This window comes from Tropicimonas marinistellae (genome assembly GCF_001509585.1).
Taxonomy (GTDB): Bacteria; Pseudomonadota; Alphaproteobacteria; order Rhodobacterales; family Rhodobacteraceae; genus Tropicimonas; species Tropicimonas marinistellae.
Genome location: NZ_LNCI01000006.1, coordinates 255,489 through 275,315 on the forward strand (window position 1 = coordinate 255,489; position 19,827 = coordinate 275,315).

Consider the following 19,827-nt stretch of genomic DNA (forward strand, 5'->3'; position numbering starts at 1 on the left):
ATGGCGGGAGAACAGGCAAACGGACGCAGCGTGCTGGCCATCGGCGGTGACGACCGCGTGCATTTTCTGCAAGGGCTCGTGACCAGCGATGTGGAGCGCCTGGCGGATGGGGCTGTCTACACTGCATTGTTGTCCGCGCAGGGGAAGTACCTCGCGGATTTCTTCCTGATCCCGGATGGCGCGCGCATCCTGCTCGACGTGGCCGAACCGCTGGCCGCAGATCTGGTCAAGCGCCTGAACATGTACCGGCTGCGGGCCAACGTGACGATCACGGCGACGGATCTCAAGGTACAGCGCGGGCTTGGCCCGGTGCCGGAGGGCGCATTTGCCGACCCCCGGCATGCCTCCCTCGGTTGGCGCCTCCATTCCGAGGGGACCGGCACAGCGCCGGAGACCGACTGGGATGCGCTCCGCGTGTCGGCCTGTGTCCCCGAAACGGACGTCGAGCTTGTCCCGAACGATAGCTACATCCTCGAAATGGGGTTCGAGCGCCTGAACGGAGTGGACTTCCGAAAGGGTTGCTATGTGGGCCAGGAAGTCACCGCGCGGATGAAACACAAGACCGAACTGCGCAAGGGGCTGGTGGCTGTCTCGGTGGAGGGCGAGGCACCCGTGGGAACGGAGATCCTCGCGGACGGCAAACCCGCCGGCCGCCTGTTCACGCAATCCCGGGGGCGCGGCCTGGCGTACCTGCGCTTCGACCGCGCCAGCGGGCCGATGCAGGCCGGTGACGCAAAGGTGACATGGGACCACTAGAGCGTGCCACCGCAGCCGCAGCCGCGCGGTTCGGAACGGCCCCGGCACAGGCACGCGCCCTGCACGGGGGCGACTTGTCGGAAGTCCTTCTGCTCACCTGGGCGGACGGGAGCCGCGTCGTCGCCAAACTCGGCCCGTTGGTTGCCCGGGAGGCGCGCATGCTCTCCGTCATGCGCGACGCGGGCGCGCCGGCGCCGGAGGTGCTTGGCTGCGACGGCGACGTCCTTTTCCTGGAGGCGCTGTCAGAGACGCAGGCGACGCGCGGCGCGTGGCAGGCGTTGGGCGCAGGTCTCAGGCGTTTGCACGCATTTCGCGGGGCCGGTTACGGGTGGGCGGAGTCCTACGCCTTCGGCACGGTGACGATCCCGAACGCCCCCTGCCCCGACTGGCCATCCTTCTGGGCCGAGCGACGGCTGGTGCCGACGGCGGAGGGGCTGCCCGGAGACATCGCCACACGCGTGGACCGGCTCGCAGGGCGCCTGCCGGAATTGCTGCCGCGTCATCCGCGGCCGGCGCTGCTGCATGGCGACCTGTGGACCGGAAACGCGCTCTTCGGCCCCGGCGACGCGGCGCATTTCATCGACCCGGCCTGTTACTTCGGGCACGCCGAGGTCGACCTCGCCATGCTGCACCTGTTCGGCCAGCCCGGCCGGGGCTTTTCCGAGGGTTACGGGGCGACGGAGCCGGGGATCGAAGCGCGCCGCCCGATCTATCAGCTCTGGCCGGCGCTCGTGCACATGCGCCTCTTCGGCGCGGGGTATCGCGGGCTGGTGGAACGGTGTCTGAACGCCGCGCGAAGCTGAAACGACATCGGGCCGCCAACCGGCGGCCCGCATGGTTTCGCTGTACTGTGAACCGCGCTCAGGCGCGTTCGGCGTATTCCATCGTCTCGGTGTTGACGACGATATCCTCGTCCTGCCCCACGAAGGGCGGCACCATGACCTTGACGCCATTGTCGAGCAGCGCCGGCTTGAAGGAATTGGCCGCGGTCTGCCCCTTCACCACCGGTTCGGTCTCCACGACCTTGCAGGTGACCTTCTGCGGCAGCGTCGCGTTCAGTGCCTCGTGCTCGTAATACTCGATCTGGATCGTCATCCCGTCCTGCAGGAACGGACGCCGCTCGCCGAGGATCTCGGACGGGAGTTCGATCTGCTCGAATGTATCGTTGTCCATGAAGACGAGCATCCCGTCGTTCTCGTAGAGGAACTGCTGGTCCTTCTGTTCCAGGCGCACACGCTCCACCTTGTCGGCGCTGCGGAAGCGCTCGTTCAGCTTCGAGCCGTTGCGCAGATTGCGCAGTTCGACCTGCGCGAAGGCGCCGCCCTTGCCGGGCTTCACGTGGTCCACTTTCACGGCAGCCCAGAGCCCATCGTTGTGCTCCAGAACGTTTCCGGGGCGGATTTCGTTTCCGTTGATTTTCGGCATGAAGTGAACCTTGCGGCGCTTGAACCAATTTTGCCGGTCTCTATATCTTGGTGATCGAAGGCTGACAAGCCGACGAGATATGGCCCGGCAGATGCGAAAGCTATGCACATTCTGCATATGAGCCATTCCGAAACGGAAATACCGAATCGCCGCAAAAACGTCATATTCGGCGGCATGCCGAAAAGACAAGAGCAAGAATAAAAGGACGACGAGATGACTGATTTCGTTGACGGCACGGCTTTCAACTACGAACAGGGTCAGAGAGCGCGCAAGCTCTTTGCCGCTGTCGTTTTGGCCGCGCTTGATGACGCCATCGCCGATGACAAGAAATACGGCAATGGTCCCGAACAAATCGCCCGCTGGGCGCGATCGCGCGACGGGCGCGAAGTACTGAGTTGCGCAGGCATCGACCCCAACGAGCGCGTTGTGTCGGGGCTCATGCAGTTCGTGTCGAACGGCGTGCGGACCTCCGTTGCACTGTCCCGTGAAGAAAGCGAGCGCCGCCAGGCCGCGGAACACGCAGAAGCAGCCTGACAAGGCAGCCTGTCCGCTATTGGCGGGCCGGCACGTAGCAGACGAAAAAGGGTGCGCAGTTCCGGCGCACCCTTTTTCGTGTTCATCTTGTGCGATGGGCTCATTGCCGGTCGGAGCGTGGGCGACAACAGCCCTTTAGACGCACGACAGGCTCGCTCAGGTCACCACGGCACGCCTGCGCCACGGCGACCGGACGCAGCTCGACGGCCCACCCCGGGCAACGTCCTGCCCCTTGTGACATCATGGAAATCGGGCGAGATGTGACGCGGCCGTTGCAGCGCCGCTGAAACGTTTCGCGTTCCACGCATGAGATCGCGTGTCGCCAAACGGGTTCAATGCCCCGATCTGAGTCAGAGCATGGTGGTTCGAGGTTAGGGTGAAACGCTCTAGTCGTAGTCCCGCATGGAAAGCGCGCGATGGATTTCCCTGCGCACGAGCTTCCGGACGTTCCGCGTGATACGTTCGCCCAGCTCGCCCTGCAGCTCCCGGTGAACGCATTCCGACACCAACTCGGTGAGTTGCGCCATGTCAATCTGCGCGCCGTCTTCAATGAACAGGTTTTCTCCCGTTGGGGAGGGGTGGTCGCTTTCAAGCGAGCCGTCGTCCCGCTGCCCGTCTGGCACGTGCATGTTCTCGCCCAACCCGGCAAGCCGGGCCTCCGCCGAGATATGCCGAAACATGGGTTCGCCGGTGCCGGCATCGTCGACCGCTTCCTCCGGCGATTGCACGTCCCTGTCTGGTACCGGGAGTTCCTCGGGCATTGCCACGACGTTCGCAGCGTGGTGGCTGTCTGCGTCCGCCTGCGCGGCGACGTCGGCATCATCTACCGAAGCATCGGGTTCATCTTCGTCGGGCGCCACAAGGGCCGCCTCGCTGTCTGCCGGAACATCCTGGAGATGGTCACCGGACTCGGCGTCACCGCCGAATCTGAACCCGGCGCGCGGGACCTTCCGCACGAAGACCGGAGTCTCGTCGACGTCCGCATCGTCGTCCGCCGCGCTCTCCGCTGCGAACGGCGTGTCCTCACGCGTATCTGGCGCCGCAAAAGAAAAGCCGGGGCGCTCCGCTTCCATCGCTCTGCGCCGGTTCTCGACGGCTGCGCGCACGAAACTCGGAACTTCCGGCGTGGCATTCGCGGTGTCGGCCGCATCCGTGACGCCATCCTCGGCCGGCGCATCCGTATCGGGCGCCGCCAGCGCCTCGGCCGGCGCAGCTTCCGGCATGCGCGGCGCGTCCTCATCGGGGTCGTCGGCGTCCAACCGTCCGCTGTCGCTCGCCGCGTCCGCGAACCACCGGTCCGCCTCGGTTTCTCCCGGGGCCTCGTCCAAGGCATCGTGCGCTGGCGCATCGTCGGAAAACTCGGCTTCCTCCCCAACACGCAGCGACGGGGTCAGAATAAGCGCGGGCTCACTACTCGGTTTCGCTTTCGCAACGGGGACAGGATCCTCCTCGCGCGGGACCGCCGCTGTGGGCACCTCCGCTGCGGGCACCTCGGCGTCGGGCGTTTCCAACTCCGGATCGCCCCCGAAACCGGGCTCGTCCTCTTCACCGAAATCGGTCTCGTCGTAGGTTGCGTCGTCGGAAAAATCGAGATCGTCGCCCACGTCCGGCTCGTCGTCCGGCGCGCCCGTTGATCGCGGCTCGGCAGGGCCATCCGCGGAATCGCCCTGAACGAGCCGTCGGATGGACAGCAGAACATCTTCGATTTCTGCGTTGGCAACTGGTTCCGACATCAGATCTCCCGCCCTTAGTTTCGCCCGACGGCCTCCGCGAGGGCCATCGGAGTACAACATGGCCGTGCCCCGACTTGTAAAGGTGGGCATCCGTACCGGAACGCGTTAACGGCGATCACCCGCCTATTGTTTGCCCAGTCTCCGCAAAACCCGGTCGAGCTGCTGGCCGCGCGGCGAAAGCCGGGCTGGCGAGTGCTTGACGGCATTGTAGTAGCCAGCGGGATCATACGTCTGAATTCCGAGGTTCAGATGGTCGACGGTCAGAAGACCCATTGCAGAAAGAAGTGAATAAACCGCTACGTACTGCGTCGCGATCGCATCAATTCTCGCGGCCCGGGCGTCCAGCAGTTCCTGCTCCGCGTCGAGAACGTCCAGCGTCGTCCGCGCGCCGAGCGTCGCTTCTTCCCGCGTCCCGTCGAAGGCGATCTGCGCCGCTTCGATCTGAAGCTCGGTGGCGCGGATCTGCGCCTTCGCGACCTCGAGGTTGGCCCAGGCATTCGCAACCTGCTCCTCGATGCCGAGCGTCGTCTGCAACAGGTTCGCACGTGTGGAATCCCGGCGCGAAATGGCCTGACGCTCCAGCGCGGCGAGCCGGCCGCCACCGTAGATCGGCTGCGACAGCCGCATCCCCAGCGAGTGCTCCTCGTCGTCGTAAAGCTCGTCGGTGCCGGTCAGCGACGTGATGGTCGCCGACACGGTCGGCAGATAGGCCCCTTTCGCGACCTTCATGCCGATCTCGGCGACGGTCACCTCGCGTTGCGCCTGACGGATATCCGGGTGCGTGCGAACGGCGACATTCGCCGCCTCCTGAACTGTCGCCGCCGTGGCGGGAAGGCCACCGGGCGTTTCCAGGTCTCCGGGGTACCGGCCCACGGCGGTCCGGAAATTCTCCCGGGAAATCGTGTAGTCGCCGCGCGCGGCTTCAAGAAGGCTCACGGCAGCGGCCAGGCGGCTGTCGGCCAGGGCAACGTCGGTCCGTGTCACCTCCCCGACTTCAAACCGGTCCTCGGTCGCCTGCTTTTCCTGCGTCAGCACGCGCACGTTGTTTTCGCGCAGGTTGACGAAGGCTTGCGCCCGCAACACGCCGAAATACGCCGCGACGGCCTGCAGCAGCACGTTCTGCTCCAGCGATCTCAGCGCCTCGCGCGTGGCCAGGACCGTTTCCTTCTCGGCATCGACGCTGAGGCGATTGCGGCCGCCCGCATAAAGCGTGATGTCGGCCTGCAACGCGAAGGTCGCGCTGAGGTTGTCCGTGGCGCCGAGCGTTCCGAACTGGTTCGGATGCGTGCCACCGAAATCCGTGATGAAATCAAGGGTCGGAAGCAGGGCGGAGAAGGCAATCGCCACCTCGTCGTCCGCCACCCGCAACAGAGCCCGGTTCTGCTCCAGAAGATTGGAGTTCCGATAGGCATCGATCAGGGCATCCGCCAAGGTCTCCGCCATCGCCCCAACCGGCATGAGCGCCGCAACCGCGGTCGCCGCACCGAAGAAATTGCGCCGAAGGCGCTTGCCGATAATACTCACGCGAACTGCTCCCTCTCGAAGGCCTGCCTTTTGTTGCACTATAACAGGGTCGATTCGCCGTTTACAGCGTGAATGCCTGTTCGGCCTCAAAGCCGGGCAGAACTGGTGCACCTGCGTTAAATGCGAAACGCCAGTTAACGACACCGTCTATCTTGTACCCAATCTTTACGGCACCACATTCACTATCCATGAAGAGGCAGGCAATACGTCCGCCTTCTTTCAATTGATCGGAAAACGCCTGTGGCAGCTCCGCAACAGCGCCTTGAATCATGATCACGTCGTAGGGTCCGTGCTGTGCCGCACCCTCGTTCAGGGCACCGCGAATAACGGCAGCGTTGTCAACATCCTGCGCGGCGAGTGTCGTTTCCGCTTCCTCGGCGAGGTCAGGATCCTCCTCCAGCGCAACCACCGCTTCCGCCAGGCGCGCGGCAACAGCAGTCGCGTAGCCGAGGCCGGCGGCGACGTCGAGCACCAGGTCGTTCGGGCCGATGTTCAGCGCATCGAGCATCTTCGCCAGCGTCCGCGGTTCCAGCACCACGCGGCGATTGCCCAGAGACACGTTCTGACCGGCATAGGCCGCATCCCGGCGATTGTCCGGCACGTAAAGCTCGCGCGGCACGTCAAGCATCGCTTCGATAATCGGATACTTGGTTACGTCGGACGGCCGGATTTGCGTATCGACCATCATTGTTCGCAGGGAAGTGAAAGCGCTCATGGATAACCTCTGTCGACCCGGAAGCCTCGTGATCGTGTCGCACAATCACCTGAGCGAGGCAACATGCAGGCACGCCGCATCACCTTGGCCATGTGCCGGGTTCTATGTGGTGAAAAAAGGTGGGCGACAGGCCATCCCCATGAGCCTGCCGCCCGTTGCGCCCTGGGAGCGCAACACTTGCACGTGAGTGGTGCTATCGTTCGGGCGTCCTCTCTGGGGAGGTTCACCCGGCTGTCCGGCGGCCGAAACGAGAAAGACCGGCCGGTTTGGCAACCGGACGAACACGAGGGCGTATCGGGAGGTCGGTGGGCGCCAGCCCCGTCGACATCGTGACTCGGGGGTGCGCGCCACGCATTTTCCTTCAACGCTGCCAGAGTGGGTCGTGTCCGTCTCTGCCATCAGCAAGAGGGATATAGCGACCGGGCGCACATCTAATCAGTCCCGTAGGCACGTGACGCGTACGTCATCCTGCGCGTGGCCAAACCATTCGACGAGTTGTATTGGCCGGTGACGACGTCGTGAACCCCGCGCCGCCTAGGCGGCTTCGAGCAGACCGAGACCGAAGCCTTTCACCGCTGCCGTCGTGCGGTCGTTGACACCCAGCTTCCTGAATATCCGGCGGACATGGGTGTCGACCGTGTGAGCGGAGATACCAAGAATATCGGCGATCACGGAATTGGACTTGCCACGCGCAATCCATGCCAGGACCTCGAGTTCGCGGTCCGTCATGCCAAAGCTCGTGTCTTCCTCTTGAACGGTAACCATGCGGCAATAGGCCAGATGCGCCGCTTGCGCCACGAGTTGCAACTCCCGCAACGCTGTCGGACTCAGACGCGGTGTGTCTGGAACGAAGCCGAGGTTCACCGTCCCGTTCCGTCCGCCCGGACCGAACAGCTGAAGAACGACGCCATCCCCGGAAATCTCTTCGCGCACGATCTTGAGAAATCGCCGTTCTTCATCCGACAGGTTCGCCACCCGGCTCACATCGGACCAGTAGAACGGTTCGGTTGTCGCGAGCGCGATCTCGGCAATCGGATTGTTGCGGAAGAGCTCTTCGGATTCGAACTTCCGGACAAAACGCTCCGGAAACCCGTCGTGAAAGATCGTCGGCCGGTCTTCCGATTCATAGTCGGCAAGGAAATGGCGGTAGCTCACACGTTGCGCGCCACGTTGCCTGAAAAACGACAGAACCGTGCGCCAGAGCGTGTCCGGATCTGCAATATACCGAATTCGCTCGATAAATTCACGACAATCACTCTGCATTCCGACTCCTCTCCGAGATCCCTCTCACCCGTCGGAATGGCTCAATCGTCCATGACGAGTCGCTCTTCCATACCGTTACGCACACGATAAACCACGCCCTGCCGATCCTCCAACTCCGCCATGGCCGCGGTATCGCACCCAAGCAAGGCACCGCGCAACAGCTGCGAGGTCACGCCATGCGTCACGACGATGCAGGAGGCCGTTTGTTCCGCGAGCCAGCCAGCCAGCCGCGTCTGCATAGCCTCCAGCGTTTCGCCGCCCGGTGCCGCGAATTTCCACAGAAACGGGTGCGGATCGTCCGTCGCGCCGGGCCAGGCGCGTTCGATTTCACGCATCGTACGCCCCTGCCAGGCCCCCATGGCAACCTCGCACAGACGGTCGTCGAGAGTGCAGACTGATCCCGGCAGGGCGAGCGCGGCCGTTTCGGTCGCACGTCCGCTCGGGCTCGATTGAACGGGCAGCCCCTGCGCACCCGCGGCGCGCAGGATCGCCCCCTGCCGGACGGCCTGTTCCCGCCCCCGCGCCGTCAGCGCGGAATCGAGATGCCCTTGCATCCGCCCCTCAACGTTCCAGACGGTCTCGCCATGCCGCAATATGAAAAACTCGGCCATGCCACGCCAACTGATGGGAAATGGTGGGTGATGAGGGATTTGAACCCCCGACATCTTCGATGTGAACGAAGCGCTCTACCACTGAGCTAATCACCCGGTGGCGTGCCTCATAACGCCGGGCGGTTTGGTTCGCAAGGGGGGATTGCGGCAGGGCCGGCACAGGTCCACGCGATCGGCGCCTGTGCCGGACAGGACGCCTCCCGCGCAGGCCCGTTCAATCGAAAGTCACCGGACGTTTGTGTTTCCGATCCACGTTCAGCGTGAACACGTCCGGCCGCGCGTAATGGCCCGTAACGTCGAACTTGCGGCGCGATGCGGCGGCCGCGGCGACATCGATTTCGGCCCACAGAAGCCCTTTTTCCTTTCGCATCGGGCCGGCTGCCACACCTCCGAACGGGCGGTACACAACGGCGTCGCCGGGGTTTACCCAGTCCTCGTCGGCGCCGAACAGCTCGTCCCGGTACGGAAGCCCGTCGGGAACGTCGGATGCCTGCAGCGATGTTGCGCACCCCACGACCCAGCAGCCACCCTCCCGCGCGATGTGCTGCATCGTGGCCAGCCATGTATCGCCGCTGTCCCATGTTGGCGCGGCGTAGATATCGATGTTCTGGGCATAGAGCCCGCAGCGGGCAAGCGGCATGTAGTTCTCCCAGCAGATCAACGTGCCGATGCGCCCGACGGCGGTTTCCACGACGTTCAGCCCCGAGCCGTCGCCAAACCCCCAAACCATCCGTTCCGGGTTCGTCGGCATGAGCTTGCGGTGGTTGTTGGCAAGGCGTCCGTCCGCATCGATGATCGCGCAGCTGTTGAAGAGCGTGCTGCCCGAGACGGCGCCGTCCCGCTCCTGGTACCCCACCACGAGCACCACGCCATGCTCCCGCGCCGCCTGCCGGAGAGGCGCAAGGCCGTCTTTCGACAGGTCCACCGAATTGGCGAGCGACAGCGCGAAAAGCTCGTCCGTGGCCCCCATGCCCGCGCCGGGCTTGAGCCGCCAGACATAGGTGGGATAGCCCGGAATCCAAACCTCCGGAAAGACCACGAGACCGGCCCCCGCGGCAGCGGCCTCCGCCACGATTTCGACCGCGCGCTCCATGGTCCGTTCCAGATCCAGGTACACCGGCGGGTATTGAACGACCGCAACTTTCATTCTTTTGTCCCTTCGTGTCCCGCCACACCAATGTGACGTTTCAAAGCCTGACACGACTCCGGGGCAGCACAAAAGAAAAAGGCGCCCGACGAGGGGCGCCTTTCGATCGGTCCAAACGGCCTTAATGCGCTGTCTGCGCCTCGCCTGCCTTGGCGGCGTCCACCGCCGCGGCCCGCGCGGCAGCGGCTTCCTCTTCGGCCGCTTCGTCCCATTCGATGGGCTCGGGCATCCGCACCAGCGCCTGCCGCAGAACGTCCCGCACATGGGCGACCGGAATGATCTCCAGACCTTCCTTCACGTTGTCCGGGATCTCGGGCAGGTCCTTGGCATTCTCCTCCGGGATCAGCACCGTCTTGATGCCGCCCCTGAGCGCGGCCAGCAGCTTCTCCTTGAGCCCGCCAATCGCCAGAACGTTGCCACGCAGCGTCACCTCGCCGGTCATCGCGATATCCTTGCGCACCGGGATCTTGGTGAGCACCGACACGATGGAGGTCACCATCGCCACGCCGGCCGAGGGGCCATCCTTCGGCGTCGCCCCTTCCGGCACGTGGACGTGAATATCCAGCGAGTCGAACTTCGGCGGTTTCACCCCGATCTCCGGCGCAATCGAGCGCACGAAGCTGTTCGCGGCGTCGATGCTTTCCTTCATCACGTCGCCGAGCTTGCCGGTGGTCTTCATCCGCCCCTTGCCGGGCAGTTTCAGCGCCTCGATGGACAGAAGATCGCCGCCCACGGATGTCCAGGCGAGCCCGGTGACAACGCCAACCTGGTCCTCCTTCTCCGCAAGCCCGTAGCGGAAGCGCTTCACGCCCAGGAAATCCTCAAGATCGCCGGGCTCCACCGTGACAGTCTCGGTTTCCTTCTTGACGATCTTGGTGATCGACTTCCGGGCAAGTTTCGCGATTTCGCGTTCGAGATTCCGGACACCGGCCTCGCGGGTATAGGTGCGGATGATCTCGGTCAGCGCCGCATCGCTCAGCTCGAATTCCTTGGCCTTCAGACCATGGTTCTTCATCTGCTTCTCGATCAGGTGGCGCCGCGCGATCTCGCGCTTCTCGTCCTCGGTGTATCCGGCCAGCGGGATGATCTCCATCCGGTCCAGAAGCGGCCCCGGCATGTTGTAGGAATTCGCCGTGGTCAGGAACATCACGTTCGAAAGGTCGTATTCCACCTCAAGGTAGTGATCGACGAACGTGTTGTTTTGCTCCGGATCGAGCACCTCCAGCATCGCCGAGGCCGGATCGCCGCGGAAGTCCTGCCCCATCTTGTCGATTTCATCGAGCAGGATGAGCGGATTGGTGGTCTTGGCCTTCTTCAGCGCCTGGATGATCTTGCCCGGCATGGAGCCGATGTAGGTCCGCCGGTGGCCGCGAATCTCGCTTTCGTCGCGCACGCCGCCGAGCGAGATGCGAATGAACTCGCGCCCGGTGGCACGGGCAACCGATTTGCCCAGGCTGGTCTTGCCCACGCCCGGCGGGCCGACAAGGCACAGGATCGGGCCCTTCAGCTTGGCAGACCGCTGCTGCACCGCGAGGTATTCGACGATGCGTTCCTTGACCTTCTCAAGCCCGTAATGGTCGTTGTCGAGCACGTCCTGCGCGCGGCTCAGGTCCTTCTTGACCCGCGATTTCTTGCCCCACGGGATCGACAGGATCCAGTCGAGGTAGTTGCGCACAACGGTCGCTTCGGCCGACATCGGCGACATGTTCTTGAGCTTCTTCAGCTCGCCCTCGACCTTCTCGAGCGCCTCTTTCGAGAGCTTGGTCGCGGCGATCTTCTCTTCCAGCTCCGCCAACTCGCTCTGGCCTTCGTCGCCATCGCCCAGTTCGCGCTGAATCGCCTTCATCTGTTCGTTCAGGTAATACTCGCGCTGCGTCCGCTCCATCTGCGACTTCACGCGGGTCTTGATCTTCTTCTCGACCTGCAGAACGGACATCTCGCCCTGCATCAGGCCATAGACCTTCTCAAGCCGCTCGGCGACCGAGAGGGTTTCCAGAAGCTCCTGTTTCTGCTCGACCTCCAGCCCCAGATGGCCCGAGACGAGGTCGGCCAGCTTGGCCGCCTCGCGCGTTTCGGCAACCGCGGCAAGCGCTTCTTCGGGGATGTTCTTCTTGATCTTCGCGTAACGCTCGAATTCCTCGCCGACGGAACGGACCAGCGCGGCCACCGTCTCCTCGTCGCCGGGAATCTCGGTCAGCGTGTCGGCGCGGGCCTCGAAGAAGTCGTCGTTCTCAAGGTATTCGTAGATCCGGACGCGGCACAGGCCCTCGACAAGCACCTTCACGGTGCCGTCGGGCAGCTTCAGCAGCTGCAGCACATTCGCGAGCACGCCCGCCTTGTAGATTCCTTCAGCCGCCGGATCGTCCTCGGAGGCGTCGATCTGGCTTGCCAGCAGGATCTGCTTGTCGTCCTGCATCACCTCTTCCAAGGCGCGGACGGACTTATCCCTGCCCACGAAGAGCGGCACGATCATGTGGGGGAACACCACGATGTCGCGCAACGGCAACACGGGGTAGGATTGGTTCAGAGGCTCTCGCATGCTCGTTTTCCTGTTCTTGGCAAGAAGGCACCGGCCCCGTTCAACGGCAGCGCACGGCCTTCTCCGGTCCTGGCATCTTCAAGTGGGTTCCAGCCCCGCTTATTTCAACCCGGCCATGTTTTCTCTGCCAGTGTGCCCGCGCAGCATGGCGGGAGCAAGCAGGCATTCCGGATAATGCCGCCAACGGTCGCCGCGGCGCTGCGCGGGGCAGTGTCACCCGAGGGCTCCGTAGCCTCCGCTCAAGGGGGGGCCGCCGTCAGATCGGCGGTATATCTCCGTGCGAGCGCTGCGCGTGGAACGAGTCCTCCCACGCCTCGAACTGCCCGGCGGCGATCGCGTCCCGCATCCCCTGCATGAGTTCCTGGAAATAATGCAAATTGTGCCAGGTCAGCAGCATCGAGGAGATGATTTCCTGCGACCGGAACACATGGTGCAGATAGGCGCGGGAATAGTTGGAACAGGCCGGGCAGGTGCACGTCTCGTCCAACGGTCGCGGGTCGTCCTGGTGGCGGGCGTTCTTGATGTTCACCACGCCGCGGCGGGTGAAGGCCTGCCCGGTGCGTCCGGACCGTGACGGCAAGACGCAATCCATCATGTCGATGCCACGCTTGACAGCGCCGACGATATCGTCGGGCTTTCCCACCCCCATGAGGTAGCGCGGCTTGTCCGCGGGCAGCATGTCGGGCGCGTAGTCCAGCACCCGGAACATGACCTCCTGCCCCTCGCCCACCGCGAGCCCGCCCACGGCGTAGCCATCGAAGCCGATGGCCCGCAGTGCCTCGGCGCTCTCGCCGCGCAGATCCTCCATGTCGCCGCCCTGCTGGATGCCGAAGAGCGCATGGCCGGGCCGGTCGCCGAAGGCATCGCGCGAGCGCTGCGCCCACCGCATCGACAGCCGCATGCTCTCGGCAATGCGCTCGTGCGACGCCGGGAGCGCGGGGCATTCGTCGAAACACATGACGATATCGGAGCCGAGCAGGCGCTGGATCTCCATGCTGCGCTCGGGCGTGAGCATGTGCCTGGAGCCGTCGATGTGGCTCCGGAAGCTCACCCCCTCCTCCGTCAGCTTGCGCAACTCCGACAGGCTCATCACCTGGAACCCGCCCGAATCCGTCAGGATCGGCCGCTCCCAGTTCATGAACCCGTGCAGCCCGCCCAACCGCTCGATCCGCTCCGCCGTCGGCCGCAGCATCAGGTGATAGGTGTTGCCCAGCAGGATGTCGGCACCGGTGGCGCGCACGCTCTCGGGCAGCATGGCCTTCACCGTCGCGGCGGTGCCCACCGGCATGAAGGCCGGCGTGCGGATCTCGCCGCGCGGCGTGGAAATGGTGCCGGTGCGCGCCTTGCCGTCCGTGGCGCGAAGGGAGAACGAGAATCTGTCGGTCATGCAAACTCCCTTTCAGATATGTCCGGCGTATGCAATTGGGTGCACCAGATGCGCGGAACGTGGAAAGGAGCGCTACATGAGCGACGACTTCAAGCTCGGCTGGGAAGAATGGGTGGCTCTCCCCGACCTCGGCCTTCCGGCGATGAAGGCCAAGGTCGACACGGGGGCCAAGACATCGGCGCTCCATGCCTTCGACATCGAACCCTTCGGCCCCGCCGCGAACCCGAAAGTCCGTTTCTCCGTTCACCCGATCCCGGGCGAGGAGGAAATCTCCATCCCCTGCTCCGCCGACATCGTCGACCGGCGCGAGGTCACCTCGTCGAACGGTGAATCCGAACTGCGCTACGTCATCGGGACCGATATCCAGATCGGCAAGCGGCGCTGGCCCATCGAAATGACGCTGACCCACCGCGGCGGCATGAGCTACCGCATGCTGCTCGGCCGGCAGGCGCTTGGCGAGGACGTGCTGGTCAGCCCCGGCGACAGCTTCTGCCAGCCCGAACTCAGCTTCGACATCTACCACTCCCACCACGTCCGCGAAGCCGCCCCGAGCCGCGCCCTGCGCATTGCCGTGCTCAGCCGCGAGGCGCACAATTACTCCACCACGCGGCTCGTGCAGGAAGGCGAGCGGCGCGGCCACGTCGTCGAGGTGATCGACACCACGCGCTGCTACATGGCGATCAACGCGCTGGCACCCGAGGTGCATTACGATGGCAAGCGCCTGCCCCGCTACGACGCCGTCATCCCGCGCATCGGCGCCTCGATCACGCCCTACGGCACGGCCGTGATCCGGCAGTTCGAAACCATCGGGACCTATTGCGTGAACGGCTCCGCCGGCATCACCGCCAGCCGCGACAAGCTGCACGCGCACCAGATCCTTGCCCGCCACAAGATCGGCATGCCGGCCACCGCTTTCGCCAACTCGCCCAAGGATACCGACAACCTGATCGACCTCGTGGGCACGGCGCCGCTGATCGTGAAACTGCTGGAATCGACACAAGGCAAGGGCGTCGTCCTGGCGGAGACGCGGAAGGCCGCGCAATCCGTCATCTCCGCCTTCCGGGGTCTGAAGGCGAACTTCCTCGTGCAACAGTTCGTGAAGGAAGCCGCCGGCGAGGACATCCGCTGCCTCGTCATCGGCGGCAGGGTGGTCGCCTCCATGCGCCGCGTCGCCCAGCCCGGCGAGTTCCGCTCGAACCTGCACCAGGGCGGCCATGCCGAGGCCGTCCGGATCACCAAGACGGAACGCGAAGCCGCCGTGAAGTCGGCAAAGGCATTTGGCCTCAACATGGCCGGCGTCGACCTGCTGCGCGGCGAGACCGGCCCCAAGGTTCTGGAGGTCAACTCCTCGCCCGGGCTGGAAGGAATCGAGAAGGCGAGCGCCAAGAACATCGCTGGCGTGCTCTATGACGAGATCGAGAAACGCGCCCGTCCGGCACCGGCCCGCAAACGCACCGTCCGCGCCCCCCGCGACGCAGCGGCAAAAAGGGCCGACGAACAGACCTGACAAGACTGGACCCGAAGGCCAGCCTTTCTTATATATTCAGTCAACAATTTTTTCCGGAATGGAAGACAGGATGACAGCCGATACCGCCCGCATGGAAGGCGAACCGATGATTCGGCCTTCGACAACCGACCACCCGCTCTACGATTCGGTCGTGGAGGCGTGCCGCACGGTCTTCGACCCGGAGATTCCGGTGAATATCTACGATCTGGGTCTCATCTACACCATCGACATCAATCCCGAATCCGAAGTGCGGGTTACCATGACCCTCACGGCGCCCGGTTGCCCGGTGGCCGGCGACATGCCCGGCTGGGTTGCCGAAGCGATCGAACCGCTCCCCGGCGTGAAACAGGTGGACGTCGACCTGACCTGGGAACCACCCTGGGGCATGGAAATGATGAGCGACGAGGCACGGCTGGAACTCGGGTTCATGTGACCGCGCCAGATCGCGCCAAAGCCACGGCGGCGAGCGCCGCCTGCGGGCAACCTTGAGCCGCGCCACGGGCCGCCCTACATTGGGCGTAGCGAAAAGGACGAATGCGATGTTCTCCATCCCCGGCAAACAGGCCGTATCCCTCACGCCGCGCGCAGCGGCGCATATCGCCAAGCTGATGGACCGTGACGGACATCAGGGCCTGCGGCTCGGCGTCAAGAAGGGCGGATGCGCCGGCATGGAATATTCCATGGAATACGCCGACACGATCGACCCTCTCGACGAGGTGGTTGAACAGGACGGCGCGCGCGTCATGATCGCGCCGATGGCGCAGATGTTCCTCTTCGGAACCGAGATCGACTACGAAGTGTCGCTGCTCGAAGCCGGGTTCAAGTTCCGCAACCCCAATGTCACCGAGGCCTGCGGCTGCGGCGAGTCGATCAAGTTCGACGAAACCCTCATGGCTGACAAGCCGGCCTGATCGTTCGCGGCTCCAGCGGCTGCCGCTCCTTCGCACGCCCGAATAGTTGAACCCGCAGCTGAAGCCAGCGCCGGCGGCGCTGCCACTTGGCGCGGCTGCGCACGCGTGCCCGGATAATGTCCACCTCGCTGCGCGCCTTTGGCAATGCACTCCAGGCATCGTCGAAAAGTACCGGGCTGGCGTCGCAATAGGGGTCAAGCGGTCGATACGACATTGCAGTATTCCTTTCATTTTCGGAAATCATCTCCTTAAAATCACGAACACAGGGCCAGTTTCAGTCCGTGATTTCGCAAGAGCCGTTTCAAAAATGAAAGACGCCATGAGTCTCGACGATCTCTCGCTCTTCCTGTCCGTGGCCGAGCATGGATCGCTGACCGCTGCCGCGCAGGTAACGCAAACCAGCGTCCCGACGCTCGGCCGGCGCATGACCCGCCTGGAAGCGCAGATCGGGCGACGCCTGTTTCTGCGCGGCACGCAGGGCTATGCGCTGACAGCCGAGGGGCGTGCGCTGGCCGAAGAGGCACAATCGCTGAAGGCCGCCACCGAACGCATCGACAGATGGCGCAATCGCGGTGGCCGCGCGGTCCGGGTGCGGATCACCGCGGGCAACTGGACGGCGCGCTTCATCGCCCGCAACATCACGCGCATCTGGTCGCCGGACGACATCTGGGCGCCGGACTTCCTTGCCTCGAACCGCAACGTGGATATCGCCCGGCGGGAGGCGGACATTGGCATCCGCAACCGCCGGCCCGAGCAGGACTGGCTGGCGGGGCGCCGGACCTGGCGGATCGACTACGCCGAATACGGGATCGGCCCGGACGTGACGGGCTACGTCACCTTGCCGCGCGAAACCGCCGGCACCCCCTCCGAGCGCTGGCTCTGGCGGACCCGCGCCGAACAGGTGGTAATGCTGGCGAGCGATACCCGGCTGGCGATGGAGCTTGCGAAGCGTGGGGTCGGCCGTGTCCTGCTGCCCACCTATGCCGGCGACACGGAGCCGGGCCTTGTCCGCCTTGCGCCGCCGGTTGCCGAGATTACCCACGACGAATGGCTGGTCAGCCACCACGAGGCCCGGCACGATCCGCCGGTCCGGGCGGCCCTCGACGCGCTCACGCGCCTGCTGACCGACCCTTCGCTGCGGTCACACCCGCCATGACGCCAGCGGAAAGGCATCAATGCGCCGCGCCCGGCACATCTTGACCCCGGCCCACGCCCCTGCAAATTGGCGCCCGACCCAAATGTCCAGACGGAGGGACGACCCATGGCGCAGAAACTTGCCGCCGGCAACTGGAAGATGAACGGCACCGAGGCCTCTCTGGCCGAGGTCGACGCGATGTTGGAGGCCCATCCGGCGCCGGGCTGCAACGTGCTGATCTGCCCCCCCGCCACCCTGCTGGACCGCCTGAGCAAGCGTGTGGGCAGCGGCCCGATCGCCACCGGGGCGCAGGATTGCCACATGAACGCGAGCGGCGCGCATACCGGCGACATTTCCGCCGAGATGATCAAGGATGCCGGCGGCACCTACGTGATCCTCGGCCACTCCGAGCGGCGCACCGACCACGGCGAGACCAACGAGACCGTCAATGCCAAGACCGCCGCCGCCACCGGCGCGGGCCTCGTCGCCGTGGTCTGCGTGGGCGAGACGCTGGAACAGCGCGACGCCGGCGAAACGCTCGACCTGGTCGGCGCACAACTCGCAGGTTCCATCCCCGACGGTATCACGGGCGAGAGCCTCGTGGTCGCCTACGAGCCCGTCTGGGCCATCGGCACCGGCCGCGTCCCCACCATCGAGCAGATCGCCGAGGTGCACGATTTCATGCGCGCCAAGCTGACCGCGCGCTTCGGCGCCGACGTCGGCGGCGCGGTCTCCCTGCTCTACGGCGGCTCGGTGAAGCCGTCGAATGCGGCAGAGATCTTCGGTGTCGCCAATGTCGACGGCGCGCTGGTGGGCGGCGCCTCCCTGAAGGCCGCGGACTTCGGGGCCATCATCGACGCGCTGCAAAACGCCTGATACACAGGCCTGCATGAGTTTGCGCCCCTTCGCCCTCGCCGAACGCTTCGCGACCGGCCTCCTGCGTGGAGGGGCGCTCCTCGTGGCCGCGATCTGCCTGCTGCCCATGGTGGCCGTGCTGATCGCCGCCCTGCTCGGCTCCACCGACACGCTGCGGCACCTCGCCGACACCGTGCTCTGGCGCTACTCCGCCACCACCCTGCAACTCGTGCTGATCGTCGCGGCGGGCACGGCGGCCATCGGCACCGGGGCGGCCTGGCTCGTCACCATGACGCGCTTTCCCGGCGTCCGTCTCTTCGAGATCGCCCTCGCCCTGCCGCTGGCCTTCCCGGCCTATGTCATGGGCTACGCCTACACCGACTTCCTCGACCACCCGGGCCCCGTCCAGACGCTCCTGCGGGACGTCACCGGATGGGGGCCGCGCGACTACTGGTTCCCGGAGATCCGCTCCGTCACCGGCGCGGCGGTGATGCTGATCCTGGTGCTCTACCCTTATGTCTACCTGCTGGCGCGGGCCGCCTTCCTGCAGCAGAGCGCAACCGCATTCCTCGCCGCCCGTGCCCTCGGACGCGGCCCCTGGGCCGCCTTCCTGCGCGTGAGCCTGCCCATGGCGCGGCCCGCCATCGCCGGCGGCGTGCTGCTGGCCGTCATGGAGACAATCGCGGATTACGGAACGGTCTCCTACTTCTCGGTGCAGACCTTTGCCACCGGTATATACACGAGCTGGTTCACCATGGCCGACCGCGCCGCCGCCGCGCAGCTTGCACTCTGCCTGCTCTGCTTCGCCCTCCTGCTCGCCATGCTCGAACGCATGCAACGGGGCGCCGCCCGCCACTACGGCGCGGGCAAGCGGTTCGAGCGCCTGCCCCCCACCCCACTACGTGGCGCGCCGAAATGGGCCGCGCTGACGCTCTGTGCCTTGCCGGTCCTGTTCGGCTTCGCGCTTCCGGTGATCTTGCTCTTCACAATGGCGACCGGCTCGGAGCAATCGCTGCTGTCGGCGCGATACCTCGCCTTCACCGGCAATACCGTCATCCTGGCCGGCACCGCGTCGCTCCTGACGATGTTCGGCGCCATCCTCATCGGCTTCCGTCAACGGCTCTGGCCGGGCCGCCGCTCCGCCATCGCGGGCAACATCGCGCGCATCGGCTATGCCGTGCCCGGCGGCGTGATCGCGGTCGGGCTGCTGGTGCCCTTCGCGGCCATCGACAACGGTCTGGATGCCTGGATGCGCGCCACCTTCGGCGTATCGACGGGCCTGCTTTTCACCGGGTCGATCTGGCTGCTGGTCTGCGCCTATCTCGTGCGGTTCATGGCGGCGGCGCTCAACGCCTACGACAGCGGCCTTGGCACGGTCCATCCGAACATCGACGCCGTCGCGCGCACCCTCGGCACGCCGCCGGCCGCGCTCGTGCGCCGCATCCACCTGCCGATCCTGCGACCCTCGGTGCTGACAGCCCTGCTCGTCGTCTTCGTGGATGTCATGAAGGAGCTTCCGGCGACCCTCATCATGCGCCCGTTCAACTTCGACACGCTCGCCGTGCAGGCGCACAGGCTGGCGTCCGACGAACGGCTCGCAGGTGCGGCCGTCCCCAGCCTCGTCATCGTCGGTGTCGGCCTGCTGCCCGTGATCCTCGTCTGCCGCTCGCTGGGAACGCGGAATTCGGACAGGAGCTCCCGGCTCTGGGCACGTCACCGCACCGGCAAACTCATTACATCGGCGGGCGGCGCCCCCGCCAAATAACGTACTCGGTACGCAATTGC

Annotated in this window: 19 protein-coding genes and 1 tRNA gene; 9 read left to right on the plus strand and 11 right to left on the minus strand. The window is 65.1% G+C overall.

What is annotated here, in order from left to right; all coding sequences use genetic code 11:
* On the plus strand, positions 1 to 756 hold the full coding sequence (gene ygfZ, locus ARC39_RS14505; RefSeq protein ID WP_078059274.1) for a CAF17-like 4Fe-4S cluster assembly/insertion protein YgfZ: 756 nt from the start codon (positions 1 to 3) through the stop codon (positions 754 to 756).
* The gene (locus tag ARC39_RS14510) at positions 744 to 1,559 is read left to right on the plus strand and encodes a fructosamine kinase family protein (RefSeq protein WP_068115533.1); all 816 of its coding nucleotides are present in this window, start codon (positions 744 to 746) and stop codon (positions 1,557 to 1,559) included. Before ygfZ ends, ARC39_RS14510 begins: the two co-directional genes overlap by 13 nt.
* A gap of 58 nt (positions 1,560 to 1,617) precedes the next feature.
* Here the strand turns inward: ARC39_RS14510 and efp are convergent, their stop codons facing one another.
* Complete coding sequence (gene efp, locus ARC39_RS14515) at positions 1,618 to 2,181, minus strand: elongation factor P (RefSeq protein WP_068115534.1); 564 nt, start codon at positions 2,179 to 2,181, stop codon at positions 1,618 to 1,620.
* 213 nt (positions 2,182 to 2,394) lie between these two features.
* On the opposite strand from efp, the gene ARC39_RS14520 reads away from it, so the two are divergent.
* Positions 2,395 to 2,715: a DUF6280 family protein gene (locus ARC39_RS14520; RefSeq protein ID WP_068115535.1), complete on the plus strand. Its 321-nt coding sequence runs from the start codon at positions 2,395 to 2,397 to the stop codon at positions 2,713 to 2,715.
* Between the two features lie 386 nt (positions 2,716 to 3,101).
* On the opposite strand, the gene ARC39_RS14525 is transcribed toward ARC39_RS14520, so the two are convergent.
* From ARC39_RS14525 to tgt, 9 genes are all read right to left on the minus strand, one after another.
* On the minus strand, positions 3,102 to 4,448 hold the full coding sequence (locus ARC39_RS14525; RefSeq protein ID WP_068115536.1) for a hypothetical protein: 1,347 nt from the start codon (positions 4,446 to 4,448) through the stop codon (positions 3,102 to 3,104).
* Positions 4,449 to 4,571: 123 nt separating this feature from the next.
* Positions 4,572 to 5,972, minus strand: a complete 1,401-nt coding sequence (locus tag ARC39_RS14530; protein ID WP_368085976.1) for a TolC family outer membrane protein — start codon at positions 5,970 to 5,972, stop codon at positions 4,572 to 4,574.
* Between the two features lie 61 nt (positions 5,973 to 6,033).
* On the minus strand, positions 6,034 to 6,687 hold the full coding sequence (locus ARC39_RS14535) for a protein-L-isoaspartate O-methyltransferase family protein (protein ID WP_068115537.1): 654 nt from the start codon (positions 6,685 to 6,687) through the stop codon (positions 6,034 to 6,036).
* 534 nt (positions 6,688 to 7,221) lie between these two features.
* Positions 7,222 to 7,950, minus strand: coding sequence for a helix-turn-helix transcriptional regulator (locus tag ARC39_RS14540; RefSeq protein WP_068115538.1), 729 nt, complete (start codon positions 7,948 to 7,950; stop codon positions 7,222 to 7,224).
* A 41-nt stretch (positions 7,951 to 7,991) separates the two neighbouring features.
* A complete protein-coding gene (locus ARC39_RS14545; protein WP_068115539.1) occupies positions 7,992 to 8,561 on the minus strand; it encodes a histidine phosphatase family protein in 570 nt (189 codons plus the stop codon).
* A gap of 21 nt (positions 8,562 to 8,582) precedes the next feature.
* Positions 8,583 to 8,657 (minus strand) — tRNA-Val (locus ARC39_RS14550).
* A gap of 118 nt (positions 8,658 to 8,775) precedes the next feature.
* Complete coding sequence (locus ARC39_RS14555) at positions 8,776 to 9,708, minus strand: carbon-nitrogen hydrolase family protein (RefSeq protein WP_068115540.1); 933 nt, start codon at positions 9,706 to 9,708, stop codon at positions 8,776 to 8,778.
* A gap of 121 nt (positions 9,709 to 9,829) precedes the next feature.
* Positions 9,830 to 12,247: an endopeptidase La gene (gene lon, locus ARC39_RS14560; RefSeq protein WP_068115541.1), complete on the minus strand. Its 2,418-nt coding sequence runs from the start codon at positions 12,245 to 12,247 to the stop codon at positions 9,830 to 9,832.
* A gap of 256 nt (positions 12,248 to 12,503) precedes the next feature.
* A complete protein-coding gene (tgt, locus tag ARC39_RS14565) occupies positions 12,504 to 13,634 on the minus strand; it encodes a tRNA guanosine(34) transglycosylase Tgt (protein WP_068115542.1) in 1,131 nt (376 codons plus the stop codon).
* A gap of 76 nt (positions 13,635 to 13,710) precedes the next feature.
* Here tgt and rimK point away from each other — a divergent pair, with 76 nt between their 5' ends.
* The 3 genes from rimK to ARC39_RS14580 all read left to right on the plus strand — a co-directional run bounded on the left by rimK (position 13,711) and on the right by ARC39_RS14580 (position 16,052).
* Positions 13,711 to 15,141: a 30S ribosomal protein S6--L-glutamate ligase gene (rimK, locus tag ARC39_RS14570; RefSeq protein WP_068115543.1), complete on the plus strand. Its 1,431-nt coding sequence runs from the start codon at positions 13,711 to 13,713 to the stop codon at positions 15,139 to 15,141.
* A 70-nt stretch (positions 15,142 to 15,211) separates the two neighbouring features.
* Positions 15,212 to 15,574: an SUF system Fe-S cluster assembly protein gene (locus ARC39_RS14575; protein WP_068115544.1), complete on the plus strand. Its 363-nt coding sequence runs from the start codon at positions 15,212 to 15,214 to the stop codon at positions 15,572 to 15,574.
* 106 nt (positions 15,575 to 15,680) lie between these two features.
* Positions 15,681 to 16,052 (plus strand): HesB/IscA family protein, encoded by a 372-nt coding sequence (locus ARC39_RS14580; protein WP_068115545.1) that lies wholly within the window; start codon positions 15,681 to 15,683, stop codon positions 16,050 to 16,052.
* On the opposite strand, the gene ARC39_RS14585 is transcribed toward ARC39_RS14580, so the two are convergent.
* A complete protein-coding gene (locus tag ARC39_RS14585; RefSeq protein ID WP_068115546.1) occupies positions 16,030 to 16,266 on the minus strand; it encodes a hypothetical protein in 237 nt (78 codons plus the stop codon). The genes ARC39_RS14580 and ARC39_RS14585 overlap by 23 nt on opposite strands.
* Before the next feature lie 93 nt (positions 16,267 to 16,359).
* Between ARC39_RS14585 and ARC39_RS14590 the strand changes: the two genes are divergently transcribed.
* The 3 genes from ARC39_RS14590 (at position 16,360) to ARC39_RS14600 (ending at position 19,807) form a co-directional block, all read left to right on the plus strand.
* Positions 16,360 to 17,208: a LysR family transcriptional regulator gene (locus ARC39_RS14590; protein ID WP_068115547.1), complete on the plus strand. Its 849-nt coding sequence runs from the start codon at positions 16,360 to 16,362 to the stop codon at positions 17,206 to 17,208.
* Positions 17,209 to 17,313: 105 nt separating this feature from the next.
* The gene (gene tpiA, locus ARC39_RS14595) at positions 17,314 to 18,063 is read left to right on the plus strand and encodes a triose-phosphate isomerase (protein ID WP_068115548.1); all 750 of its coding nucleotides are present in this window, start codon (positions 17,314 to 17,316) and stop codon (positions 18,061 to 18,063) included.
* Positions 18,064 to 18,076: 13 nt separating this feature from the next.
* Positions 18,077 to 19,807, plus strand: coding sequence for an ABC transporter permease (locus ARC39_RS14600; RefSeq protein WP_149866435.1), 1,731 nt, complete (start codon positions 18,077 to 18,079; stop codon positions 19,805 to 19,807).
* The last annotated feature ends 20 nt before the right edge of the window (positions 19,808 to 19,827 follow it).